This is a genomic window from Rhodococcus sp. NPDC006774 (assembly GCF_040636045.1).
Lineage (GTDB): Bacteria > Actinomycetota > Actinomycetes > Mycobacteriales > Mycobacteriaceae > Rhodococcoides.
This window is the reverse complement of record NZ_JBEYIW010000004.1, coordinates 356,833-381,061: the sequence shown is the minus strand read 5'-3', so window position 1 is coordinate 381,061 and position 24,229 is coordinate 356,833. Positions and strand designations below refer to the sequence as shown.

The 24,229-nt window shown below is 64.7% G+C and carries 25 protein-coding genes; 9 read left to right on the top strand and 16 right to left on the bottom strand.

What is annotated here, in order from left to right; genetic code table 11:
• Positions 1-71: 71 nt before the first annotated feature.
• The 4 genes from ABZ677_RS09135 to ABZ677_RS09120 form a co-directional block, all read right to left on the bottom strand.
• Positions 72-524, bottom strand: coding sequence for a hypothetical protein (locus tag ABZ677_RS09135; RefSeq protein ID WP_358368537.1), 453 nt, complete (start codon positions 522-524; stop codon positions 72-74).
• A complete protein-coding gene (locus ABZ677_RS09130; RefSeq protein ID WP_358368534.1) occupies positions 521-1,768 on the bottom strand; it encodes a molybdopterin-dependent oxidoreductase in 1,248 nt (415 codons plus the stop codon). The genes ABZ677_RS09135 and ABZ677_RS09130 overlap by 4 nt, the downstream gene beginning before the upstream one ends.
• A 101-nt stretch (positions 1,769-1,869) precedes the next feature.
• The gene (locus ABZ677_RS09125; protein ID WP_358368531.1) at positions 1,870-2,472 is read right to left on the bottom strand and encodes a TetR/AcrR family transcriptional regulator; all 603 of its coding nucleotides are present in this window, start codon (positions 2,470-2,472) and stop codon (positions 1,870-1,872) included.
• Positions 2,469-3,140, bottom strand: coding sequence for a methyltransferase domain-containing protein (locus ABZ677_RS09120; RefSeq protein ID WP_252341889.1), 672 nt, complete (start codon positions 3,138-3,140; stop codon positions 2,469-2,471). Before ABZ677_RS09120 ends, ABZ677_RS09125 begins: the two co-directional genes overlap by 4 nt.
• A 130-nt stretch (positions 3,141-3,270) precedes the next feature.
• Between ABZ677_RS09120 and ABZ677_RS09115 the strand changes: the two genes are divergently transcribed.
• A complete protein-coding gene (locus ABZ677_RS09115; protein WP_358368528.1) occupies positions 3,271-3,669 on the top strand; it encodes a hypothetical protein in 399 nt (132 codons plus the stop codon).
• 72 nt (positions 3,670-3,741) lie between these two features.
• Here ABZ677_RS09115 and ABZ677_RS09110 read toward each other — a convergent pair whose 3' ends face one another.
• The 7 genes from ABZ677_RS09110 to ABZ677_RS09080 form a co-directional block, all read right to left on the bottom strand.
• Positions 3,742-5,226 (bottom strand): carboxyl transferase domain-containing protein, encoded by a 1,485-nt coding sequence (locus ABZ677_RS09110; RefSeq protein WP_358368526.1) that lies wholly within the window; start codon positions 5,224-5,226, stop codon positions 3,742-3,744.
• Positions 5,227-5,250: 24 nt separating this feature from the next.
• Positions 5,251-6,450 (bottom strand): ABC transporter permease, encoded by a 1,200-nt coding sequence (locus ABZ677_RS09105; RefSeq protein ID WP_358368523.1) that lies wholly within the window; start codon positions 6,448-6,450, stop codon positions 5,251-5,253.
• Positions 6,447-7,340, bottom strand: a complete 894-nt coding sequence (locus ABZ677_RS09100) for an ATP-binding cassette domain-containing protein (protein WP_358368520.1) — start codon at positions 7,338-7,340, stop codon at positions 6,447-6,449. The genes ABZ677_RS09105 and ABZ677_RS09100 overlap by 4 nt, the downstream gene beginning before the upstream one ends.
• Positions 7,341-7,356: 16 nt before the next feature.
• Positions 7,357-7,908 carry a hypothetical protein gene (locus ABZ677_RS09095; protein ID WP_358368517.1) on the bottom strand — a complete coding sequence of 184 codons (552 nt, stop codon included), beginning with the start codon at positions 7,906-7,908 and terminating at the stop codon, positions 7,357-7,359.
• Between the two features lie 4 nt (positions 7,909-7,912).
• The gene (locus ABZ677_RS09090; RefSeq protein WP_358368514.1) at positions 7,913-8,443 is read right to left on the bottom strand and encodes a hypothetical protein; all 531 of its coding nucleotides are present in this window, start codon (positions 8,441-8,443) and stop codon (positions 7,913-7,915) included.
• On the bottom strand, positions 8,440-8,712 hold the full coding sequence (locus tag ABZ677_RS09085) for a helix-turn-helix transcriptional regulator (protein WP_008719231.1): 273 nt from the start codon (positions 8,710-8,712) through the stop codon (positions 8,440-8,442). Before ABZ677_RS09085 ends, ABZ677_RS09090 begins: the two co-directional genes overlap by 4 nt.
• Positions 8,713-8,776: 64 nt before the next feature.
• Positions 8,777-9,232: a MarR family transcriptional regulator gene (locus tag ABZ677_RS09080; protein WP_358368512.1), complete on the bottom strand. Its 456-nt coding sequence runs from the start codon at positions 9,230-9,232 to the stop codon at positions 8,777-8,779.
• Positions 9,233-9,312: 80 nt separating this feature from the next.
• Here ABZ677_RS09080 and ABZ677_RS09075 point away from each other — a divergent pair, with 80 nt between their 5' ends.
• The gene (locus tag ABZ677_RS09075; RefSeq protein WP_358368509.1) at positions 9,313-10,143 is read left to right on the top strand and encodes an alpha/beta fold hydrolase; all 831 of its coding nucleotides are present in this window, start codon (positions 9,313-9,315) and stop codon (positions 10,141-10,143) included.
• Between the two features lie 58 nt (positions 10,144-10,201).
• Here the strand turns inward: ABZ677_RS09075 and ABZ677_RS09070 are convergent, their stop codons facing one another.
• On the bottom strand, positions 10,202-11,866 hold the full coding sequence (locus tag ABZ677_RS09070; RefSeq protein WP_358368506.1) for an ABC-F family ATP-binding cassette domain-containing protein: 1,665 nt from the start codon (positions 11,864-11,866) through the stop codon (positions 10,202-10,204).
• Positions 11,867-11,920: 54 nt separating this feature from the next.
• On the opposite strand from ABZ677_RS09070, the gene ABZ677_RS09065 reads away from it, so the two are divergent.
• A complete protein-coding gene (locus ABZ677_RS09065; RefSeq protein WP_358368504.1) occupies positions 11,921-12,769 on the top strand; it encodes an aldo/keto reductase in 849 nt (282 codons plus the stop codon).
• Positions 12,770-12,810: 41 nt separating this feature from the next.
• Positions 12,811-13,632, top strand: coding sequence for a uroporphyrinogen-III synthase (locus ABZ677_RS09060; protein ID WP_358368501.1), 822 nt, complete (start codon positions 12,811-12,813; stop codon positions 13,630-13,632).
• Here the strand turns inward: ABZ677_RS09060 and ABZ677_RS09055 are convergent.
• Positions 13,629-14,696: an NAD(P)/FAD-dependent oxidoreductase gene (locus ABZ677_RS09055; RefSeq protein WP_358368498.1), complete on the bottom strand. Its 1,068-nt coding sequence runs from the start codon at positions 14,694-14,696 to the stop codon at positions 13,629-13,631. The two genes, ABZ677_RS09060 and ABZ677_RS09055, sit on opposite strands and share 4 nt — an antisense overlap.
• 62 nt (positions 14,697-14,758) lie before the next feature.
• Here ABZ677_RS09055 and ABZ677_RS09050 point away from each other — a divergent pair, with 62 nt between their 5' ends.
• The 3 genes from ABZ677_RS09050 (at position 14,759) to ABZ677_RS09040 (ending at position 17,688) form a co-directional block, all read left to right on the top strand.
• Positions 14,759-15,490 carry an enoyl-CoA hydratase gene (locus ABZ677_RS09050; protein WP_037191787.1) on the top strand — a complete coding sequence of 244 codons (732 nt, stop codon included), beginning with the start codon at positions 14,759-14,761 and terminating at the stop codon, positions 15,488-15,490.
• Positions 15,487-16,821, top strand: coding sequence for an ammonium transporter (locus ABZ677_RS09045; protein WP_358368494.1), 1,335 nt, complete (start codon positions 15,487-15,489; stop codon positions 16,819-16,821). Before ABZ677_RS09050 ends, ABZ677_RS09045 begins: the two co-directional genes overlap by 4 nt.
• A gap of 192 nt (positions 16,822-17,013) precedes the next feature.
• The gene (locus ABZ677_RS09040) at positions 17,014-17,688 is read left to right on the top strand and encodes a hypothetical protein (protein WP_037191791.1); all 675 of its coding nucleotides are present in this window, start codon (positions 17,014-17,016) and stop codon (positions 17,686-17,688) included.
• Positions 17,689-17,757: 69 nt separating this feature from the next.
• Here ABZ677_RS09040 and ABZ677_RS09035 read toward each other — a convergent pair whose 3' ends face one another.
• Positions 17,758-18,705, bottom strand: a complete 948-nt coding sequence (locus ABZ677_RS09035) for an alpha/beta hydrolase (protein ID WP_037191793.1) — start codon at positions 18,703-18,705, stop codon at positions 17,758-17,760.
• 198 nt (positions 18,706-18,903) lie between these two features.
• Between ABZ677_RS09035 and shbA the strand changes: the two genes are divergently transcribed.
• Together shbA and ABZ677_RS09025 are read left to right on the top strand one after the other, a co-directional pair.
• Complete coding sequence (gene shbA / locus ABZ677_RS09030) at positions 18,904-19,485, top strand: RNA polymerase sigma factor ShbA (RefSeq protein WP_037191795.1); 582 nt, start codon at positions 18,904-18,906, stop codon at positions 19,483-19,485.
• Between the two features lie 115 nt (positions 19,486-19,600).
• Entirely contained in the window at positions 19,601-21,247 is a 1,647-nt protein-coding gene (locus ABZ677_RS09025; RefSeq protein ID WP_037191797.1) for a membrane protein, read from the top strand.
• Between the two features lie 63 nt (positions 21,248-21,310).
• Here the strand turns inward: ABZ677_RS09025 and ABZ677_RS09020 are convergent, their stop codons facing one another.
• Both ABZ677_RS09020 and htpG read right to left on the bottom strand, forming a co-directional pair.
• Positions 21,311-22,114 (bottom strand): crotonase/enoyl-CoA hydratase family protein, encoded by an 804-nt coding sequence (locus ABZ677_RS09020; RefSeq protein ID WP_094633210.1) that lies wholly within the window; start codon positions 22,112-22,114, stop codon positions 21,311-21,313.
• 94 nt (positions 22,115-22,208) lie between these two features.
• On the bottom strand, positions 22,209-24,146 hold the full coding sequence (htpG, locus tag ABZ677_RS09015) for a molecular chaperone HtpG (protein WP_037191799.1): 1,938 nt from the start codon (positions 24,144-24,146) through the stop codon (positions 22,209-22,211).
• Positions 24,147-24,229 lie beyond the last annotated feature (83 nt).

Here is a 24,229-nt window from a genome sequence, read left to right as displayed (position 1 = left end):
CGACGACCGGCGGAATCCCGTCGACCGGCGGTCGTTGCGTGCAACCGTGCCCGGTGTACGTCAAGATTGCGTCAACGCCTCTGCCTGAGAATTTCGCGGACGCCGTAGAACGCTGCGCTGGCCGCGAACATCCCCGCTACCAACAGCAGCCATCGCATCGCGTACGGCTCCTGTGTCTGACCCGTGGCGGCCTCGTAGGTCTCACTCCCGTGGGCGAAGATCCCCGGTGCGAAGAGCAGCAGGCTCAGGCCCGCCCCGAGCGCAGGGATGCGCACCGCGTTGACGAACCTGCCCAGACGACTGACCAGCGTCCGGTCCAGCGCGGCGTACAGCGGAAAGAGGATCGCATCGTGCACCACCGCTGCCCCGACGAACCAGAGACCGATGGACTGCCACCACGTATCGGTGTTCCACAGGGCAGGGAAGCCGATCGTCAGGACGACCGCGCCGGCCAGGGCGAGGCAGCAGGCCGTGGCCGCGAGATGCATCGGTCCTGCGCCGTACCTGGCTCGAAACGTTGTCATGCTTGCTCCTCGAAGAATTCGACGGACTCGATCCACTTGGTGGCGTGCACTCCGGGTATCGCCGGCATCATGATTCGAGCGGGGTAGCCGTGATCGAGTGACAGGTCGGCCCCGTTCACTTTCAGTGCGAGAAGTGAATCCGGATGCATCATCTGGTGTCCTCCGAAGGTGACGCGGTTGAACGACCCGACGGGTTCGAGAGACCGCACCTCACCGGTATCAACGGCATCGACACCCACGAGTGCCGCCAGATCTCGGAGCGGAACTCCGGTCCACGTCTGAACCGTCGACCAGCCCTCGACGCAGGAAATCGGGAGTTCGACGGTGTGCAGGTCCATCTGCTCGAGTTGAGCTCTGGTGAGTACTACCTCGGTACCGCCGGCCAGTACGGTCAGCCGCCACGCATCGCCTGTCTGGGCATCGGTGACGCCTGCGGACTGCGCGGTGCGGTTGATCTGGAAGTCGTTGGGGCCGTCGCCGTACGAGCGTCCGCGAGGCAGCAGTATCGCCGCTGAGCGCAGTGGTCCGCCCGTCGTCTGCCCAACGCTGAGGACCGCGACGAACAGTGCGCTGCCGCCCACGAGGGTGAGAGCTCCGCGTCTGCTGATCGTCGCCGGAGCGGGATCGGTTGCAGCAAGACCGGATTCGTCGTCGGCATCGGGCACCGTATCGGCGACTCGAATGCGCATCAACTCCAGGAACGGTCGGGTTCGCAAGGCCCTCAACATGGTCGGAAATTTCAGTACCACGTGGGCGAGAAAGCCGGCGACGAACACCCATGCTCCCCAGTAGTGCGCGGTGTAGAAACTGAAACCGAAGATGTAGTCGTACTGAATGTTCAGGACGCCGGTGATGATCTCGAAGAGGATGCCACCGACCAACGCCAGCAACGAGATTCGCTCGAGAAGGTGCGCGACACTGCGAACCGGGGGCATCTCGATCAGTTTCGGGATCACCGACCACAGCTTGGCCAGCACGATCGGCACCATGACCAGTCCCAGTCCCACATGCAGGCCCTGGGTGAGCCGATAGAGCCAGGCGGGCTCGGTCGGCCAGTCGAACGACGGGATTCGTAGCCACCCGACGTCGCCTGGCATGGCCTGGCCGAACTGTGGGCCGTATGCGGCCCAGGAGATGAATCCGGTGATCGTCACGATCGGCAGGGCGACGAGCAGGACGGACGCCAGGACCGACGTGAACCAGACACCGCGGATCGGGCTACGGAACGTGGGAAGTCGCTGCATTCTGGTTCCCGTCTCCAATTTTGTACCCAGTAGTACAAACTGTGAGGTCGAGATTAGCGCACTCGGGGTCCTTTCGCCAGGGCTGGTCTCGGCGTCGGATGTCAGGTCGCGCGCCGCCGCAACGCGGCAACTGCTGCGTCCAGCGTGTCGCGCAGAGGTTGCACATCGCCCGCGATGCGAGCGATCAGCATTCCGCCTTGCAGTGAGGCGATCAAGGTAGCGGCCGCGGCGGCGGGATCGGTCGGGACGTCGAGTTCGCCTCGGTCGATCATGCGACGAAGTCCCTGCTCGAGAGGTTGCTCCCAGCGTCGGAACGCGGCGTTCAGGGTGGGAACGAAGGCCGCGTCGTTCTTCAGTTCTGCAGCGAGCGAACCGAGAGGGCACGAGAACGGGCCGCCTGGTTGTTCGTGATTTCGCACGATCTCGGCGGCCCATGCGTCGATGTCCTCGAGGCTGTCGATGTGGGCCAGGCGTGGCTGGGCGGCGAGGACGCGCTCGAGCTGACGTGCGATAACGGCCTCGACCAGATCCGACTTGTCGGAAAAGTAGTGGTAGAGCTGCGACTTTCCGGTCTCGGAGGCAGCGAGTACATCGTCGAGAGTGGTTCCCGCGACACCGTGGTCGTACATCATCGACGCTGCGGCGTCGACGATCGCAGCTCTGGTTCGTCTGCCCTTGGCCGTTCTCGGCAGCTCCTTGCTCACGGGTGCTCGGCTCCTCGGTCGATGCTGTGAACAGCGAGTTCCACGAACACTCGTCCGTTCGATTCGATGGTTCGACGGGCTCGAAGGCCCGCGGTCACCGCCAGCGCGCGCAGCGAGCTGACGCCGACGCTGGCCCAAGTGAACCACTCGCCCACCGAGTCACCGGTTTCCCATCGGACCATTCGGTTCCGATCGTCGACATCGGGCGTGGACTCGACTTCGACGATGGCCGTCCCACTCTGGTGCAGCAGCGCACGAACCGTCGCCAGTAGTGCTGCGGGATCACCACCGATGCCGATGTTGCCGTCCGCGAGCAGTACGTGTGACCAATGGCCGGCGCGGGGGAGTGCCGAGAAGATGTCCTGTTCGACGGCGAATCCGCCCCGTTGATTCGTGATCTCCACAGCGACCGAGGACGTATCGACTCCCAGAGCGGGAACGCCGGCTCGGGTGAGCGCTTCGGTCAAACGTCCTGGTCCGCAGCCGAGATCGAGGGTGGGGCCGGTGCAGAAAGCGATCGAGGCTTCGTCCGCCCTGATGTCTTCGATCGTCGAATGGGTCCCGCCCATCCAGCGCGCGATCGGAAGTTCGGTGCGGCGGCCGTCGTAATCGGTGATCCACGAGGGCAGGCCGGCTCGGCCGCGGCGATAGACGTCGTCTGCAATCACCCGATTGAATGTACCAGCGGGTACAGTGGGAGGCACCGCGAGACGAAGTCCATCAAATTTTCTGCCGGTGCCGTCAAGATTGCGTCAACACCTCTGTTCGACGCCACCGCGCGGCGCAAGACTTCTTCTCATGACACTTCTCGACATGCTTCCGTCCCTCGGTGCCGCATACGTTGCGCGGTGCGATCCAGCGCTCTGGCCTGCAGATACGCATTGCGTCTGTGGCCGCATCACGGTCGACGGCGTTGCGCTGGAGGATCTGGCCGATGCGCAGGGCACTCCGGTGCAGTGGGGCTCGATTCTGGTGACTCGGGTGCGTTCGGTGATCGCAGGCGAGGTGGGCGTCGACGCCGAGTTCGGGGATCTGCGCCAAGCCGTGGTGGTCAATCGGCATTCGGTGGGCCCGGTGGTCAAGGTCGATGTGCACGGCCCGGGTCGACGCTGCGTCAGTCCGGTGGAGTTGCCGGCCGATCTTCGCGCGGGTGACGTGGTAGCGCTCGTGACCTCGCAGGTGCACGAAAGTTCGTAGCAGGGGGCGAGGCGGGAGTGGTGCCTGCGGAACGACCTATTGGGGGCGCCCGCTCACGTGCGGCGGAGCCGCTCAGCCCAGCGTGCGGTAGCGGCCCAGCCTGTTCCGAGTCCGAGTGGCGGGATCGACGGTCGACAACCCGCGCAGTTCTCGGGCGATGGCGTCGGCGATGCGGCCGGAGAACGCGGCGGGCTCGTCGGCGGCGTCGGGGAGTTCGGGGACGACGGCGTCGACGATGCCGTCGCGCAGGAGGTCGACCGACCTGATGCCTTGGGCCTCGGCCATGTCCGGGGCGTGCACGGTGTCGCGGTGCACGATGGCACTGGCACCCTCCGGCGGAAGTGGTGCGAGCCAGGCGTTCTGGGCGCACAGCACCCGGTCGGCGGGAAGAAGCGCGAGCGCTCCACCGCCGGTTCCCTGGCCGAGGAGAATCGAGACGGTCGGGGTGTCGACGGTGACGAGATCGGAGATCGATCGCGCGATTTCCGGTGCCAGGCCACCTTCTTCGGCTTCCTTCGACAGTGCAGCGCCGAAGGTGTCGATCACCAGCACCAGCGGTAGGCGTAGTTCCTCGGCGAGGCGCATGCCGCGTCGCGCCTCTCGCAATGCCGCCGGACCCATCGTGGCGGTGGCGGAGCTGCTGCTGCGGTCGTTTCCGAACAGCACGCAGGAGACACCGCGAATGCGGCACAGCGACAACAGAATCGACGTGTCGGCCTCGCCCTGGCCGGTGCCGCTGAGCGGAACCTGCTCGGTAGCAGCATGTTCGATCAGTTGCCGAATCCCGGGGCGATCGGCGCGACGCGACGACTGCACCGAATACCAGGCCGACCGCTCTGTCATGGGCGCGGCACGTTCATCAGCGATATCGGTCCACGCCGGCGCGTCGAGGATCACCCGAAGGGCTCGAGTGAGTAGATTCCCCAACTGATCGACCGGCACCACGCCATCGATGACGCCGTGCTGGTAGAGGTTCTCGGCGGTCTGGACACCGTCGGGAAATGGTTTGTCGTACAACGCCTGATAGACGCGTGGTCCGAGGAACCCGATGAGAGCGCCGGGTTCGGCGACCGTGACGTGGGCCAACGACCCCCAGGACGCGAACACGCCGCCGGTCGTCGGATTGCGCAGATACACCAGGTACGGCAGGTGCGCCGCCTTGTGCGCGGTGACGGCGGAGGCGATCTTGACCATCTGCACGAAAGCCAACGTCCCCTCCTGCATACGAGTGCCGCCGGAGGTGGGGGAGGCGATGAGCGGCAGGCCCTCTGCGGTGGCGCGCTCGATCGCGGAGGTGATGCGTTCGGCCGCCGCGACGCCGATCGAACCGGCGAGAAAGGCGAACTCGCAGGCGATGATCACCACGCGTCGGCCGTCGATGGTGCCCTCGCCCGTCAACACCGACTCGTCGACCCCGCTCTTCTCGCGAGCTTTCGCCAGGTCGCGCTGATAGGAGTCGTTGGGGCGAACGTCGACCGGCTCGGAGTCCCAGGACACGAACGATCCGCCGTCGAGAACGGAGTCGAGAATCTCGGCGGCGGATGTCCGTGGGCTCATATCGGGGAGCCTACGCAGCGGACCCTAGCGAGCAAACGCTTCCTTCCACGAGACGGTCTTGCCGATCCGAAGAATGGAACGCTGGTAGATCTTCGCTGCGCCCATCGCCAGGATCGCGGTGGTGATCACCATCAGGACTGCCGAACCGACGATCTGTACCGGCGAGGTCACCCCGGCAGCGATGCGCAGCGGCATCATGATCGCGGAGAACGGGGGGATCCAGCTCAATGTGTTGGCCAGGGTGCTCTCCGGATCGCTGACGGAATAGAACGCCGCGAAGAACATCGCCATGATCAGGATGAGTAGCGGCATGGTCGTCGAGTTGACGTCCTCCTGGCGCGAGACCATCGAGCCGCCGGCCGCGTAGAGCACCGCGAAGAAGGCGAACCCCAGGATGAACCACGCCAGTGTTGCCGCGAAGACGCTCACCGCGGCACCGGTGACCGTGAGTACCCCTGTGCCCAATCCTGCTCCTACACCTGCGATTCCGTACAGGGCGAGCTGCAGGATGCCGACCGCACCGATACCCAGGATCTTCCCCCACAGCAACTGCAGGGGACGGACGGTGGAGAGCAGCAGTTCGACCACACGCGAGGACTTTTCCTCGACGACGCCCATCGCGACGTACATGCCGAAGCCGATGATCTGTGCGTACAGCAGGAACACTGCGGACAGCGCAAGAGCAGTCCGCTGACCGGCCTCGGGGTCCGGCGGATCGATCGCGTCGACGGTGACCGTTGCGGCACTTGTCGCTGCCCCGAGCTCGTTCTGGTCGACACCCTGTTGCGCCAGTGCAGTATTGGTGGCCTGCGTTGCGACACTGCCTTCGACGACGGCGCGCAACGTGCCGGTCAGATCGGACTCGGTGACAGCGGTGTACGCACCCGCGGTTCCGTCCGGAACCAACGCCACGTCGAGATCTCCCGATTCGACGCCGCTGCGTGCGGCCGCCGCGTCGGCTACCTCGCGCACCTCGACCGGAGATCCGACGGCATCGCCGGTCGCTTCCACCACGGCCGCGATGGACTGGTCTCCGGCGATGCCGACGACATCACGCTCTTCGTCACCGCTGCCGGAGAAGATCGAGAACGCGATGATGCCGCCGACGATGACGGCCAGGATGATCACGTTGCTGATGACGAAGCTCTTCTTCATCACCTGAACGGTGAACTCGCGCTTGGCTATCAAGGACACTGCGCTGAAGGAGTTCAGTTGGGAGCTCATGCCACTACCGCCTCTCGGAACAGGTCGCTCAGGGAAGGTTTCTGGATGGAGAAGTCGTGTACCGGACCGGTCGCCAGTGCGGCTCGGAGGACTTCTTGATCGTCGGCCCCGGGTGCCAGGCCCAGGACGGTGACGCCGTCAGTGTGGCCGAGAGTGCTCACCCCGGCGATGCCCGACGCCCATCCGGGGGCAGCGTTCGGTGCATGGACGCGCAGTTGCGCATCTCCCGAACCGCGTAGCTCGTCGACGGTTCCGACGGCCTTCATCGAGCCGGCGGCGATGATGCCGACGCGGTCGCACAGGCGCTGCACCAGGTCGAGTTGGTGGCTCGAGAACACCACCGGCACTCCGGCAGCGGCCTTTTCGCGCAGCACCTCGCTCATCACGTCGACGGCGATGGGGTCGAGACCGGAGAACGGCTCGTCCAGTACCAGCACTGCGGGGTCGTGCACCAGCGCGGCCGCCAACTGCACACGCTGCTGGTTGCCCAGGCTCAGCGCGTCGACGGTGTCGTTGACGCGCTGATCGATGCCGAGGCGTTCGGTCCAGCGAATCACCGCTGCCTTGGCGTCCTTCGACGAGAGTCCGTGCAGTTCGGCCATGTACGCCAGTTGCGGACCGACCTTCATCTTCGGATACAGTCCGCGCTCCTCGGGCATGTAGCCGATGGTGCGGCGGACGTCGAGGTCGACGGGCTTGCCGCCCAACAGAACCTGGCCGGAATCTGCCGACAGAACTCCCAGCGCGATGCGCATCGTGGTGGTCTTGCCCGCGCCGTTGCTGCCGACGAAGCCGAACAGCTCGCCCGGCCGGACGTCGAAGCTGAGGTTGTCCAGGGCGATCTTGTCGCCGTATCTCTTGGAGACGGAGTCGATCGTGAGGGTGCTCATGGTGCCCTTTCGGTCGTTACTTCGGGTCGAAATCTTCGCTGTCTTCGAGTTCGGGGTCGGGGGTGATCCACGCGAGAATCATTGCGGGGGAGCAGATACCGGCCATCAGAGCCGCCAGTGTCCAGCCGCCGCCCGCGTAGGCGAGTCGGGGCATGTCCTCGAACGACACCGAGAGGAAGATGGAAGCGAATGCCGCCGCCATTACCAGCGTCTGCGTGATGGTCAGGCCGATGGATCGAGCCTCGTTGCGCTGCTGCACTTCCCACTCGTCCAGCGCTCTCACGGGCGCGTCGCTGTGCCTGCCGGAAACTGTCTGCAACGCCGTCCAGATCGGAAGGAACAGCAGCGCGGCCGGTATCCATCCGATTGCGAACCATGTGGTGAACAGGCTGCCGATGCTGACGACGAAGAACGCGATCAGGAGGACAGCCACGGCGACGACGAGGATTCGGCGTCGATGCCGCGTCCGCCAGTTGGGAAGCCAATGCCGTGTCTTGGCGTCGTTCTCCAGGAATCGCCGCGTTCGATAGGCCTGATAGCGGGTGAGGATGTCGGGTCGTTCGCTCATGATCTCAGCCGTCCTCTGGGTCGTAGTCCGGAGTAGTCCACGCGAGAAGCATTGCGGGAGTAGCGCCTCCAGTACTCAACGCGGTCAGCATCAGTGCGCCGCCGGAGATCCCGAGATTTGTTGCCCCGAAAATCGATCCGAGGAACAGGTACGCCGCGGCAGCGGTGCCCAACACCTGAGTAACCGTCAAGCCGATGGATCGGGCTTGGTTGCGGAGCTGGACTTCGAGCTCGTCGAGCGCTTCCACCGGTGCTTCGGCGCGCCGATTGGACACGATGCCGAGGACGATTGTCGCGAACGCGAACACGATGTAGCAGATTCCCCAGAATCCGATCGCCCACTCGAACAGCGGGTCCGACAGTGCGAAGCCCGCGGACGCCGTGAGCAGCACCAGAAGGATGGTGACGAAGGCTCTGCGTCGTTTCTGGGCTCGCAATCCCGGCAGCCAGTTCGCATAGGTCTTTTCGTTCTCCAGGAACAGTCTCGTCCGGGCTTCTTGATATCTACTGAAGATGCTGGGACTGTGCGTGTTCATCGATCCTTCTCCCTTCGGAAGAGTTCGGCCGAGAGTGGTCCGAGTTCGGTACGCGAGAACACTGCTTCGATCGGCAGATCGAAGACGTCGCAGATGCGCATCGCGAGGTCGAGACTCGGGTAGTGGTCGCCTCGTTCGAGGGCTCCCACCGTCTGGGGGTTCACTTCGACGAGTTCGGCCAGCTGCGCGCGGCTCATCTTCCGTTCTGCCCGCAGAACACCCACCCTGTTGTAGATCGGGAGCGCGGTACCGCGCTTGATGGGGCTCATGACAATGAAGTGTTGTATAAACCCAACGATGTGTCAACCGTTAATAACGATTTTGTTGATGCGCCTACAGGATTTGTTGTTCCCGAGCTGCCACGACCACCGCATGCATGGTCGTCAGAAATTCGTCGATCGTTGCCCGCTGCTCTGGTGTGAAGCGTGCGAGCTCGTCGACGGCCCGACCGATGACGGGGCCGAAGAACGTCGTGCCGAGTTCGGCTGCGTGTGCTGTGACACGTAGGAGTACCCGCCGGCGATCGTCTGGGTCGGGTTCACGTGATACCAGCTCTCGCTTGGCCATTCGATCGATCAGAGCCGTGACCGACGCGGATTCCAGGCCCAGCTGTCCGCCGAGCCAGCCGGGTGTGGCGCGCGTTCCGGCTCGGTCCGCATCCAGTAGGCAGATCAGCGCGCGGATGTCTGTCGGGTGAAGCGAGTGCTTCTGAGCGAAGTCTGCGCCGAGGAGATCGAGCTCGACGGTCAGTGCTCGCAACTGATGCACGGCGGTGACAGGTTCGGTCATGTGCTGATCCCTCGGAGATGCTGGACGAGTGGTCTCTCCATTGTCTACTATCTCGATTGTCGAGAGAAGTGAGGGTTGCAATGTCGCTGGACGAATTCTTCTCCGCCTACGACCGAGTGCTGCGGAAGTGGCCGGCAAATACCCAGGCCATCGACGTGAAAACGGTGCACGGCACCACGCGGATCAACGCCTGCGGACCCGTCGACGGACCGGCTCTGGTGTCACTACCGGGCGCGGGCGCGACGTCGACCGTCTGGTTCGCCAACGTAGAGGCGCTCTCGCAGCGATATCGGGTGTACGCGGTCGACCTCATGGGCGACGTCGGGCGCAGCGTCCCCGGACAGCAGTCCATCGACTCGGTGGACGAGCTGCTGAACTGGGTGACGGCGGTGCTGGACGAGCTGAAGCTGCCCACCGCGGCACTCTGCGGACATTCCTACGGCGCGATGATCGCCCTGGCGTACGCCCTGCGGAACGCGACCCGAGTCGATGCACTCACGCTTCTCGACCCCAATGCTTGCTTCGGTTCCATGAGTCCGCGATACCTGCTTCATGCCCTTCCGATACTGCTGTCTCCCAACGAGACGCGGCAGCGACGCTTCGTGGCGTGGGAGACCGATGGCTTGGAACTGCATCCCGACTGGCTCGACGTCCTCGCGCTCGGAGCCGCACATTTCCCGACGGCGAAGACCATCGTCCCGAAACGGCCGAAGCCAGCTGCGTTCGAGGGCTTCAATGTGCGCACAACCGTGGTCCTGGCGGGGAAAGGGAAGGTACACAACGCATCCAAGATCGAAGCGGCAGTCCGAGCCGTATTACCTGACGCGCGAATCGCAATACTCGACGGAGCCACGCACCACACGCTGCCGATGCATCCGGCCGCCGAGGTGAACGAAATACTGCTGAGCTGACGTGAATCGGGTGCAGCTGACCGCGCTCACCGCGGTCAGCTGCACCCGATTCGCGTGACTACAGTTCCGACAACTGCCCGTCGGTCATCGTCCAGTGCCGAGTGCTGCGGACCGTGTCGAGCATTCTGCGGTCGTGTGTCACCAGCAGCAGCGTGCCCTCGAAGTTCTCCATGGCCCGTTCGAGTTGTTCGATGGCAGGCAGATCGAGGTGGTTGGTCGGCTCGTCGAGTACCAGCAGGTTGACTCCGCGGGCCTGCAGCAGGGCGAGTGCCGCGCGGGTTCGCTCTCCGGGCGAGAGGGACGACGCCGGCCGCAGTGCATCGTCGCCGCGCAGGCCGAACTTGGCCAGCAGGGTGCGCACCTCGGCGTCGGGCCACTCGGGAACCGCTGCGCTCAGGGCGTCGGACACTGTGCCCTCGCCGACGAAATATGCTCGTGCCTGATCGATTTCACCGATCGCCACGCCCGAACCCAGCGAGGCCGTGCCCTCGTCCGGGTCCAACCGGCCCAGTAGTACCGACAGCAACGTCGTTTTGCCGGAACCGTTGGGCCCCGTGATCAGAATCCGATCGCCCCAGTCGATCTGCGTCGTGACCGGGCCGAAGGTGAACCCGGATCGCCGCACGACGGCTCCGCCCAGAACTGCGACGACGGTGCCGCTGCGAGGAGCGGCCGCAATCTCCATCCGCAGCTCCCACTCCTTGCGGGGCTCTTCGACCACCTCGAGCCGCTCGATACGGCGCTGGGTCTGACGGGCTTTCGCGGCCTGCTTTTCGGTCGACTCGGCGCGGGTCTTGCGGGCGATCTTGTCGTTGTCGGTCGCCTTTCGTCGCGCATTGCGAACGCCCGATTCCATCCAGTTCCGCTGCATCTGCGCGCGAGACTCCAACGCTGACTTGGTGTCTGCGAACTCGTCGTACTTCTCCCGAGCATGCTGGCGGGCGATCTCTCGCTCTGCGAGATACGACTGGTAGTTGCCGTCGTACACATCGATGCGACGCTGCGCCCGGTCGAGCTCGACGACTCCCGTCACCGTCCGCGCCAGAAACTCGCGATCGTGACTGACGACGACGATCGCCGCCCGCGTGGCGACGACGAACTGCTCGAGTTGTTCGAGGCCTGCGAGGTCCAAGTCGTTGGTCGGCTCGTCGAGCAGCAGGATGTCGTAGCGAGCGAGCAGAATCGCGGCGAGCCCGGCCCGGGCAGCCTGCCCACCGGACAGCGCCGTCATCAACGCAGACCCGTCGAGGTCGAGACCGAGATCCGCGAGCACCTTCGCCGTGCGCTCCGCCAGATCCGCGCCGCCGAGTGCCAGCCACTTCTCCAGCGCGGGGGTGTAGAGGTCCTCGTCGGCAGGAGCGGAGCCTGCGGAGTGACCAGAGTCGCTGCCACCGAGAGCCTCGGCGGCGGCGTTCATCGCAGACTCTGCCGCCGTGACCCCGGTGCGCCGACCGAGAAAGTCCAGCACCGTCTCCCCGGCAATGCGCTCGGGTTCCTGTGCCAGGTAGCCGACCGTGGCGTCGGGCGGGCTCGTGTAGATCTCACCCTCGTGATCGGCCGTCCCCACACCCGCGAGCAGCGTCAACAACGTCGACTTACCTGCACCGTTGGCACCGACGAGCCCGATCACATCACCCTCGGCCACCGTCAGATCCAGGCCGGAGAACAGGGTTCGATCGCCGTGAAAAGCGGCGAGATCATCGATACGAAGCGTTGCGGTCACACCGAAACACTAAGGGGCGGGAACAACACCACCCCACCCACCGTTGCCATTCGTATGACGTATTCAGCCGAGACCAGTACTGTCCCGACCATCGTGCTCAACGACGGCACGTCCATTCCCCAGCTCGGGTTCGGTGTGTGGCAGGTTCCCGACGACGGTGCCCATGCCGCAGTGGCCGAGGCGCTGAAGGTCGGGTACCGCAGCATCGACACCGCCAAGGTGTACGAGAACGAGACCGGCACCGGCAAGGCGATCGCAGAGTCCGGCATCGCCCGCGACGAGCTGTTCATCACCACCAAGTTGTGGAACGACGATCAGGGCTACGACTCCACCTTGAAGGCGTTCGACGCGAGCATGGATCGCCTCGGACTCGAGTACCTCGACCTGTACCTCATTCACTGGCAGCAGCTCGACCGTGACAAGTACATCGACACGTTCAAGGCTTTCCAGAAGCTCAAGGCGGACGGCCGCATCGGCTCCATCGGTGTCTCCAACTTCAGCATCCCCACCCTCGAGAAGCTGATGGACGCCGTCGGTGAGGTGCCGTCGGTCAATCAAATCGAACTGCATCCGCGCTTCATCCAGGAAGAGCTGCGCGCCTTCCACACCTCGAAGGGCATCGCCACCGAGGCCTGGAGCCCGCTGGGCTCGGGCACCGTTCTGGACGAGCCGGCCTGCGCGCCCATTGCCGAGGCGCACGGAGTCACCCCGGCCCAGGTGATCCTGCGCTGGCACATCCAGCTCGGCAACGTGGTGATCCCCAAGTCGGTGACCCCGAAGCGCATCGCCAGCAACTTCGACGTCTTCGGCTTCGAGCTGAGCAACGACGAAATTCAGCAGATCAACGCGCTGGACTCCGCATACGGCCGCACCGGCCCGGACCCGGACAAGTTCAGCAGCTGACCTGTCACGTTCCAGGCACGTCGGGGGCCTAGTCTGTACTCATGTCCGATTCGCTCGCAGGCAAGACCGTTGCCCTCACCGCCGAGCGACGTGCAAACGAATTGGCCACCATGCTCGAACGCCGCGGCGCGAACATCGTTCACGCCGCGGCGATTCACGTTCTGCCCCTGATCGACGACTCGGAGCTGAAGTCCGCCACCGAGGGCATCGTCGAACGCCCGCCGCAGATCGTCGTGATCAGCACCGGCATCGGTTTTCGGGGCTGGCTCGACGCGGCCGCCGACTGGGGCATCCGTGATGACCTCGTTGAGGCTCTTGCGCATTCGCGGATCATTGCCCGAGGGCCCAAGGCGCGCGGTGCCATTCGTGGTGCAGGGTTACGAGACGAGTGGTCTCCGGCCACCGAGGCTTCGCAGGAAGTCTCCGATCATCTCGAGGCCGAAGGTGTTGCCGGCGCGGACATCGCGGTTCAGCTGCACGGGGTGATCACCGAATGGGAACCGACGATCCACTTGAGCGATGCACTGATCGAACTCGGGGCACACGTGCGGCCGGTTCCGGTGTATCGGTGGATCCGCCCCGTGGATCAGGCTCCGCTCATCGACTTGCTGTCGCAGATCATCGAGCATCGGGTCGACGCGGTCACGTTCACCAGCGCCCCCGCGGTCGCGTCCCTGCTCTCGACCGCAAAGGACAACGGACTGCTCGACGCCTTCCTCGACGCACTTCGCGGCCCTGTCGCCGCGATCTGCGTCGGGCCGGTGACGTCGGCCCCGTTGGATGCGTTGGGTGTTCCGACCTCGATGCCGAGCCGGGCGCGATTGGGCGCGCTGGCGAAGTTCGTGGCCGAGGAGCTCGGTTAATCCAGAGTTTCGAGTAGTTCGGTCACCGCGGCTCGCCCGGCTCGGTTCGCTCCGATCGTGCTGGCGGACGGCCCGTAGCCGAGCAGGTGGACGCGATGGTTCGCGGCGACCCGGGTGGTCAGCCTGCCGTCCATCACGATTCCGCCTCCGTGTCCCCGCAGGCGCAGCGGCGCGAGGTGGTCGAGGGCGCTCCGAAAACCGGTGGCCCACAGGATCACGTCGGCGTGCTGACTCGACCCGTCCTCCCACACCACCGAATCTTCCGTGATGGACGAGAACATCGGCTTCCGGTCGAGCGCACCGCGTTTCCGGGCGGCAGCCAACGACGGCGTCAGCAGCAGCCCGGTCACCGAGACGACCGAACCGGGTGGCAGGCCGGCCCGCACACGTTCTTCGACCATCGCGACGGCCTTGCGGCCGGCATCCTGGTCGAACTCGCTGTCCCGGAACACCGGTGGTCGGCGCGTCACCCAGGTCGTGGACGTGACCTGCGAGATCTCGTCGAGCAGCTGGACGGCCGAGATGCCGCCGCCCACCACGACGACGTGCTTGCCGGCGAACTCGTCGGCGGTTCGATAGTCCTTGGTGTGCACTTGCCTGCCGGTGAACGTCTCGGCACCGTCGTAGTGCGGAACGAACGGCTTCTCCCACGTCCCGGTCGCATTGATCAGCCCCTCGGCCATGACGACGGTCTCGCCTGCCTCGACCCGGAACCGGGGTTCACGATCGCACACGACGGTCACCGTGACGGGGCGTCGAACATGCAGTTCGAAGCGGTCCTCGTAGGCGCGGAAGTAGCGGGGGACGGCGTCGGCGGCTGCGATGGTCTCGGCAGGCTCGTCGCCGAGGGTGTCGGTGAACGCCATTCCTGGCAGGTCGTGCACGCCGTTGACGGTGCTCAGCGTCAGCGAGGGCCAGCGGAACTGCCACGCACCACCCGGTCCGGGCGATCGGTCCAGCATCACGAACCCCTCACCGGCGGTCAGGCCCGCACGATGGAGGTGATAGCCGGCCGAGAGTCCGGCTTGGCCGGCACCGATGACGGCGACCCGAGTGTCGATCATGCAGACCAGTAGATCAGGCCCCGCACTGTCAATTCCTGTACTGGTGGGTAACCTCTGCTCTCGTGATCGGACTCTCTCGTGACGGCGACGTCGTCACCATCGAACTGCAGCGGCCGGATCGACGGAACGCGTTGAACTCCGAGTTGTGCCTCGCGGTGCATCGCGGAGTCGAACAGGCCGAGCGTGACGGCGCGCGGGTCGTGGTCATCACCGGCCAGGGCACCAGCTTCTGCGCGGGCGCGGATTTGACCGGCGACGCGTTCCCCGAGCATTTCGGACAGATCCTCGAGGACATGCTGACCGCGGTGGAGGCGGCCTCGATTCCTGTGGTCGCGGCGGTCAACGGCCCGGCCGTAGGGGCCGGCACGCAGTTGGCGATCGCCTGCGATCTGCGGGTCGTTGCGCCGGGCAGCTTCTTCGAGATTCCGTCGACGCGCCTCGGTATCGCGGTGAGCAACTGGACCATCCGGCGATTGGCTGCGCTCGCGGGCGGGGGAGTGGCGCGCACCATCCTGCTGGGCGGGGAGCGGGTGCACGCAGATCAGGCGTACACGTGCGGGCTGGCCAACAAGCTCGGTGATCGCGATGTCGCGACGCAGTGGGCGAAATCGATCTGCGAGCTCGCTCCGTTGGCGCTGAAGCACCTCAAGCTCGTGTTCAACGACGACAGGATTCACGATCATCCGACGCCGGAGCAGGCCGCAGCGTTCGAGGCCGCGTGGAGCAGTGAGGACATGAAAGAAGCGCGCCGCGCACGAGCAGAGAAGCGCAAGCCGAAGTTCGTGGGCAAGTGATCACCGGAGCGCCCGATGCGGGCGACACCGCCTGGCTGATGGCCAGCACCGCGCTGGTGTTGCTCATGACTCCCGGCCTCGCGTTCTTCTACGGCGGCATGGTGCGCTCGAAGAGTGTGCTCAACATGATGATGATGAGCTTGTCGGCGATCGCAGTGGTGTGGTTGCTGTGGTTGGCGTTCGGTTTCTCGATGGTGTTCGGCGACAACGTGATCGGTGGGTGGATCGGGAACCCGTTGCAGTACGCCGGGTTCGAGGGATTGCTGGGTGGGGTGTACACCTCGGCCGCAGGGACGGTGTCGATTCCGTTGGTGGGAACCGTTCCGGCGCTGGTGTTCGCGGCGTTCCAGGCGGGCTTCGCGATGGTGACGGTGGCATTGATCTCCGGGGCCGTCGCAGACCGCATGCGGTTCGTACCCTGGGTGCTGTTCGCGGCGCTGTGGTCCAATCTCGTGTATTTCCCGGTGGCGCACTGGGTGTTCTCGCTCGACGGCCTCACCAGTGAGTTCGGTGGGTGGATCACCAACCGGCTCGGTGCCGTCGACTTCGCCGGTGGCACCGCGGTGGAGATCAACGCAGGCGTCGCCGGGCTGGTGTTGGCTCTGGTCGTCGGCAAACGTCGGGGCTGGCCGCGAGATCCCATGCGCCCACACAACCTTCCGGCCGTCATGCTCGGAGCCGGATTGCTGTGGTTCGGCTGGTTCGGTTTCAACGCGGGATCGTCGTTGGCCGCGGACGGTGTCGCCGCGGTGGCGTTGGTGAACACTATGGGTGCCGGAGCGATGTCCATGGCGGCGTGGCTCGTTGTCGAGAAGTGGCGGGACGGCCATGCGACGTCGTTCGGCGCGGCCTCGGGCGTCGTGGCCGGACTGGTGGCCATCACACCGTCGTGCGCGGCGGTCACCCCTATCGGTGCCGCGGCGATCGGCATCGCGTCGGGTGCGCTGTGTGCTCTGGCCATCGGCCTCAAATACCGCTTCGGGTACGACGATTCGCTCGACGTCGTCGGTGTGCACCTCGTCGGTGGCATCGTCGGCACACTGATGATCGGACTCGTGGCCAGCGCCGAGATGCCGGCAGGCGTCGACGGTCTGTTGTACGGCGGCGGGCTTCATCAGCTGTGGGTGCAGGCGATCGCGGTGGTGGCGGTGTTCGCCTACTGCGCCGTCGTCACCACCGGCATCGCATTCGCGATCAAGGCGGTCATGGGAGTGCGCGCCGACGCGCAGCACGAAGCCGACGGCCTCGACGAGCACGAGCACGCCGAGTCCGCCTACGACTTCGGAGTGGGCCACGGAGGCAGCAACAAGCCTGGTCTTTTCGGTAAGTAGGGGCAACCCGTACGCGCCCTTTGGAAACCGATCGGTCGCTGAAAGTCGTTCTGTCCCTTTCGAGTCGATATGATCGATCGTTGTTCGGATCGACCCCGTTCGTTCATCTCGGGTTCGCCTCACTCGCGTGTTCCACCCATAGTTTTTCGCTGCTCGGCATCGAGTGATGGACACGACGAAAGACTGAGGAACATGAAGCTGACTCGATTCGCGGCAACGTCCGCATTGGTCATTGCAGCGATGACGACCGCCATGGGCACCGCCTATGCGGATCCGGCACCGGCTCCCGCCGCTGCCGTCGGGTGGAACGTCACCCAGGCCGGCAACCAGGTCCTCGTCGACACGACGGCCGGCACCCTGAGCAACGAAGACAACCACCTCGTGGTTCGTGACGCCACTGGCGCACTGGTCGACTCGGTTCCGCTGGCCATTGCCGCCGACGGATTCTCGCACCCCGTCGCCGCCGTGATCGACGGTAACCACGCCACCCTGACCGCCGATGTCTCGCCTGCCGCGGCAACGCCGGTCTCCGCCTCACTCCCGGGTCTGCAGCAGGTCGACCTGCCCGCCGCAGTCTCCGGCGTCAAGGACAACATCAGCCTCTCCGCATCGATCGGTGGATTCCTCGGAGCCGCAACCGGTCTGGTCACCGGCTGCTTCCTCGGAGCCATCGCTGCCGGCACCGTCTCCGCGCCTGCGCTGCTGCTCTTCGGCGCCGCACCGGTTGCCGGATGCGTCGGCGGCGCACTGCTTCTCGGCTCGGGTGCTTCGCTCGCCGGTACCGCCATCGGCGGTCTCGGTGCCATTGCCGGCAACGCAGGGCAGTTCATTCAGCTCCTCAATGCTCCCCCCGCCGTCAAGAAGTAATTCTCTTTCAGTGCTGTGGCCCGCATCGGATTTCCGTTGCGGGCCACAGTCGTCGGCAGGTTCTCGTGGCTAGCGAGCCAGCGCAAGATCTCCCACGTGAGCACGTCGAGCGGCCGTCACGAGTTCTACGATGGCCTCGGCCACCTCGTGGGCTCGTTCCAGAATCACCATGTGCCCGGCCTGCGCAACGCGCACCAGGTGGGCGTCGGGCAGATGTGCGGCAAGGGTTTCCGAGTGTCGCATCGGTGTCATCACGTCGTCGGATCCGCAAAGCACGAGGGTGGGAATCGAGGCGAGAGCGGCCAGGCCGGCCACCTCGTCGAGTCCTCGGAACGCCCCGAGGAAGCCGGCCATCGTCACGATGGACGTCTCGCCCAGCATCGCCGTCGCCAGCGTCACCACCCTCGGATCGACTTTTCGGGATCCGCATCCCGCTGTCCTGACGATGGGTGCACACACGCCACGACTGAGTCTCTTGGCACCCGACATCAGGCGAGGGGCTCGTCGCACAGCGGCCTGGAATGCCGACACCGCGGGATGCGCGAGACAACTACCGAGTCCGTCGTCGGTTATCCCACCCGCCGACGTCGCGATCAAACCGACTCCGATCAGGCGCGTGCCGATGGCCTCCGGGTTCTGACGGGCGTAGGACAGCGCCGTCATTCCCCCCATCGAATGGCCGACGACGACGAACGGTCCGGACGGGACCACCGCGCGGATGACGTCGGCCAGGTCCTCGCCGAGTCGGTCGATGGTGCAACTCTCCGGGGCGGCCGCGCTCGACTCCCCGTGTCCGCGGTGGTCGTACATCACGATCCGCACATCGTCTCCCCAGGTGTGCTCCACCTGTCGACGCAGTTCGGTCCACGACTGCATGCGCAGGCAGTGTCCGTGCACGAACACCGCGGTCAGCGGCGCATTCGGATGCCCGAACTCGCGAACCGCCAGCGCGGTGCCGTCGCCGGCAGCGACGGTGCTGCGGCGACCGACCTGATGGGTCTGCTCGCTGGTGATCATGGGCGCTCCGCGGGTGTGAGTGTCACGTGCTGCGACGACGGTGTTGTCGGGTACTTCGCTCCGTCGACACGCCGTGTTACCTGAATCACACAATTCGGTCGGTGTGGTAGCTGCTCGGACCAAGCCGGTTGGGAATCGGCACCGAAGTACTGGTGAGCGTTCAGGAGAGGACGCGCGTTGCCAGTGAGGAGATCGACCATGAGCTTCGGCATGGACAGGCTCGAGGATGTTGTGCCCCGAGCCGTTGCGGGAGATCGACTCGCTCTCGAACAGGTGCTGGTGCTGATCCAGCCACCGGTTCGTCGATACTGCGCCTCCCGGATCGGAAATCTCGACGTCGCGGCGGACGATGTGGTGCAGGAGGTCTGCCTCGCACTGGTCACCGCCATCCCCAAGTACCGCGACATGGGCAAGCCCTTCATGGCGTTCGTGTACGGGATCGCCGCGCACAAGCTGGCCGATGCCGGTCGCAAATCGGTTCTGCGACAGACGTTCTCGATAGACGAGATGCCCGAGGAGCAATCCACCGATGCCGGGCCGGAGCAGCTCGCGCTCGGCGACGAACTGCGCAGCCACACCCAGGCCTTGATGGACACCCTGCCGACGAAGTACCGCAAGATCATCCTGATGCGAGTCGTGTGGGGTCTGACGGCACCGCAAACAGGCGAAGCGCTCGGAATGACGGCAGGAGCCGTCAGAGTCGCCCAGCACCGGGCGATGAACATGCTTCGTGCGGAACTGTCGAACTTCTCGCTGCTGGCGGCGCGCGCAGCCGCGTGATGTAGCCGCAGAAGCGGGGCATTCGGTCCGTAATGTCCTGATCGTCGGAGTGAGTAACAGTAGCTACATCTTTCCAAGACACCCCGGCAACGTGGCGGTTCTACGTTGTTGACCCATGACCGCCGTACAACCAGCGCCGACAGACACAGCGCTCAAAGAGACGCTAGAGGACTACACGCTGCGCTTCGCGCCGCGTAGCTACCGCAAGTGGGGAACCGGTGTCGTCGCGACGTCCGCGCTCGGCGGCATCGCGTACCTCGCGGATTTCGCGATCGGTGCCAACATCGGAATCTCCTACGGAACCGGCAACGCACTCTGGGGCATCCTGGTGTTCGCCGTGGTGATCTTCCTGACGGGACTCCCGCTCGCCTACTACGCCGCCCGCTACAACATCGATCTCGACCTGATCACGCGCGGTAGCGGATTCGGCTACTACGGGTCGGTGGTCACCAACGTCATCTTCGCGACGTTCACGTTCATCTTCTTCGCGCTCGAGGGTTCGATCATGGCGCAGGGACTCGAACTCGGACTGGGCATCCCGTTGCCCATCGGGTACGCGGTGTCCACGATCATGGTGATCCCGCTGGTCATCTACGGCATGAAAGCCCTTGCCAAGCTGCAGGTCTGGACCACGCCGCTGTGGCTGGTGCTGATGGTGCTGCCGTTCGTCTATCTGGTGATCAGCAATCCCGATTCGGTCGGGGAGTTCTTCGCCTACGGCGGCCAGGACGGTGCCGACGGCAAGGGCGTCAACATCGGGTCGGTGATGCTCGCGGCCGGCGTGTGTCTGTCGCTCATCGCGCAGATCGCCGAGCAGATCGACTACCTGCGGTTCATGCCACCCAAGACACCCGAGAACTCCCGACGCTGGTGGACGGCAGTGCTTCTCGCCGGGCCGGGCTGGGTCATCTTCGGCGCGCTCAAGCAGGTTGTCGGCCTGTTCCTCGCCGTGTATCTCATCGCCAACGTCGTCGACGGATCCACCATCGCCAACGAGCCGGTGCACCAGTTCCTGGAGATCTACGAGAACTTCATGCCGGGCTGGCTCGCCATGACCCTCGCGGTGATCCTGGTCGTCATCAGCCAGATCAAGATCAACGTCACCAACGCCTATTCCGGATCGCTGGCGTGGACCAACTCCTACACCCGCCTCACCAAGACGTACCCGGGCCGCATGGTCTTCGTGCTGTTCAACCTCGCGATCGCGCTCATCCTGATGGAAGCCAACATGTTCAGCTTCCTCAACAGCATCCTCGGTTTCTACGCCAACTGCGGTATCGCGTGGATCGCCGTGGTGGCGTCGGACATCGTCTTCAACAAGTACATCCTCAAGCTCTCGCCCAAGGTTCCCGAGTTCCGACGCGGCATGCTCTACAACATCAATCCGGTGGGCTTCGGATCCATGGCGGCGTCGGCGATCCTGTCGATTCTGGTGTTCTTCGGGGCATTCGGATCGACGATCAAGCCGTACTCGCCGATCGTGGCTCTCGTTCTCGCACTTGTTCTTCCGCCCATCCTGGCGGTGGCGACCAAGGGCAGGTACTACCTGCGACGCACCGACGACGGCATCGATCTGCCGATGTTCGACGAGCACGGAAACCCGTCCGACGCGCTCGTCATGTGCCACGTCAGCGGAATGGAATTCGAGCGACCCGACATGATCGCGTCCAACGTGCCCGGGCCGAACGGGGAGAAGCAGTACATCAGTTCACTGTCGCTGAGTACCGACAAGACGGGGGAGCACATCCTGCCCGAGCAGTAGGCGACTTCGTCGCAGGTGAGTGGAAACTCGTAGTGGGGCGCGAGTTTCCACTCACCTGGCGAGTCAGCGTCCTCGGAACTCGGGATCGCGACGCTCGAGCATCGCGTTGACAGCCTCGGAATGATCCTCGGTGTGGTGTGCGATGGCCTGATAGGCAGCGGAGAGTTCGAGCAAGGATTCCAGACTCTGCTGCTGGCCCTCGCGCAACAACTTCTTCGTCATACGCAGTACCTGCGGTGGGTTGGCCGCCACACGCCGAGCCAGTGTGTGGGCAGCGTCGAGCAGGTTTTCGGGCTCGACGACCCGAGAGACCAAGCCCCATTCCAATGCCGTAGCGGCGTCGATGGCCTCGCCGGTGAACGCCATCTCGCTCGCCCGTGCCATGCCGATGGCCCGGGGGAGCAGCCAGGCCCCACCGTCTCCGGGAATGATGCCCACCTTGGCGAAACTCTCGGAGAATGTCGCAGTGGTCGAGGCGATTCGAAGATCGCACATCAATGCCAGATCGCAGCCGGCTCCGATCGCTGGGCCATTGACCGCGGCGATCGTGGGAATCTCGCAGTGATACAACGCCTTCGGGATTCGTTGAATGCCGTGGCGGTAGCCCTGCCGCAACTCGGCCGGGCTACCACCGAACATTCCCTGCTTGTCCCGCATGTGCTTGACGTTCCCGCCCGACGAGAATGCCGAACCGGCACCGGTCAGGATGGCAACCCTGATCGATGGATCCCCGTTCGCGTCGGCGATCGCGGCCTCGAGAGCGTCGATGGTCTCCATCTCGGAGATGGGATTACGGGCCTGGGGGTTGTTCAACGTCCAGGCGACGATGTCCCCGGTTCGCTCGATCAGCAGTGGTGCGTCGGTCATGGCGGGGAGGGGCCTCCATCTTCTCGTGCAGCTCGGGTCGTGAGTGGAACCTCGTAGCAGGCTACGAGGTTCCACTCACATGCGGCGAAGCCGCTCAGATGGTGCGCGTCAACCGATCCGCCAGCAATCGGGAGAACTTCGCCGGGTCCTTGAGCTCGGTGCCTTCGGCCAACAAGGCCGTCGCGTAGAGCAATTCGGCAGTCTCGGCGAGGTGCGGATCGTCGCTGCGATCCTCGCGGGCCTTCTTCAATCCCGTCACCAGATCGTGGGTGGGGTTGAGTTCGAGGATGCGCTTGGAGGTCGGCACGAACTGTCCCGATGCCTTGTACATCTTCTCGAGCTGCGGGGAGAAGCTGAACTCGTCGCCGACGACGCAGGCCGGTGATGTCGTCAGGCGCGTCGACAGGCGCACCTCCTTGACGTCCTCACCGAGGGTCTCGGTCAGCCACGTGAGCAGGTCGGCGAACTCCTTGTCCTGCTCCTCGCGCTTGGCCTCGGACTCCTTCTTCTCCTCTTCGGTGTCGAGGTCCACCTCGCCCTTGGCGATGGACTGGAACGACTTTCCGTCGAATTCGGTGACGTTGCCGACCCACACCTCGTCGACCGAATCGGTGAGCAGCAGCACCTCGAGCCCGCGAGCCTTGAAGGCCTCCATGTGCGGCGAGCTCTCGATCTGCTGACGGGATTCGCCCGTCATGTAGTAGATCTGCTGCTGGCCGTCCTTCATCCGGTCCACGTACTCGGCGAGTGTGGTCACGCCCTCCTCGGAGTCGGTGGACGCGAACGACGCGATGCCCAGCAGTGTTTCGCGGTTGTCGCTGTCGGAGATCAGGCCCTCCTTGAGGACCGTGCCGAACTGCGACCACAGCGTCTTGTACTTGTCGGGCTGCTCGCTCTGCAGTTCCTTGACCGTCGAGAGCACCTTCTTGGTCAGGCGTCGACGGATCGCGCGGATCTGCCGGTCCTGCTGCAGGATTTCGCGAGAGACGTTGAGCGAGAGGTCCGCTGCGTCGACGACACCCTTGACGAAGCGCAGGTACTCGGGCAGCAGTTCCTGCGAGTCGTCCATGATGAACACGCGCTTGACGTACAGGTGCACGCCGGCCTTGCTCTCGCGCATGAACAGGTCGAACGGTGCCTGCGACGGAATGAACAGCAGCGCTTGGTATTCGAAGGTGCCCTCGGCCTTGAACGGGATGACCTCGAGCGGCTCGTCCCAGGCGTGGCTGACGTGCTTGTAGAACTCCTTGTACTCCTCCTCGGACACCTCGTCCTTGGAGCGGGTCCAGAGCGCCTTCTGCGAGTTGATCGTTTCCGTCTCGATCGTGACCGTGTCCTCGCCGACATCGCCATTCTCATCAGCTGGGCTCTTGACGCGCTTCTCGACGTCGATGCGAATGGGCCAGGCGATGAAGTCGGAGTACTTCTTGACCAGTTCCTTGATCTTGCGCTCGGACGCGTAGTCGTGGAGGTGATCCTCCTCGTCGGCGGGCTTGAGAGCCAGCGTCACCGAGGAGCCCTGCGGGGCGTCCTCGACGTCGGTGATCTCGTAGGTGCCCTCGCCGGTGGACTCCCACTTGGTGGCCGTGCTCTCGCCGGCCTTACGGGTGAGCAGCGTGACCTTCTCGGCCACCATGAACGTGGAGTAGAAGCCGATGCCGAACTGGCCGATCAGCTCCTCGGAAGCCGCTGCGTCCTTGGCCTCCTTGAGTTTCTTGCGAACCTCCGCGGTGCCGGACTTGGCCAGCGTGCCGATCAGGTCGATGACCTCGGCGCGCGACATGCCGATGCCGTTGTCGCGGATGGTCAGCGTGCGGGCCGCAGCGTCGATGTCGATCTCGATGTGCAGATCCGAGACGTCGACGTCCAGGTCCTTGTTGCGGTACGACTCCAGGCGCAGCTTGTCCAGCGCGTCCGAGGAGTTGGAGATCAGTTCACGGAGAAAGCTGTCCTTGTTGGAGTAGATGGAGTGCACCATCAGATCCAGGAGCTGACGCGTCTCCGCCTGGAATTCGAGCTGTTCGGTACTCAATGTCTCCCCTTCTAGCAGCAAAACCGACGCGAATATTCTACGGCAAGGCTACGGGTGAGCTGCGAAGACGTCGGCGCCGCCTA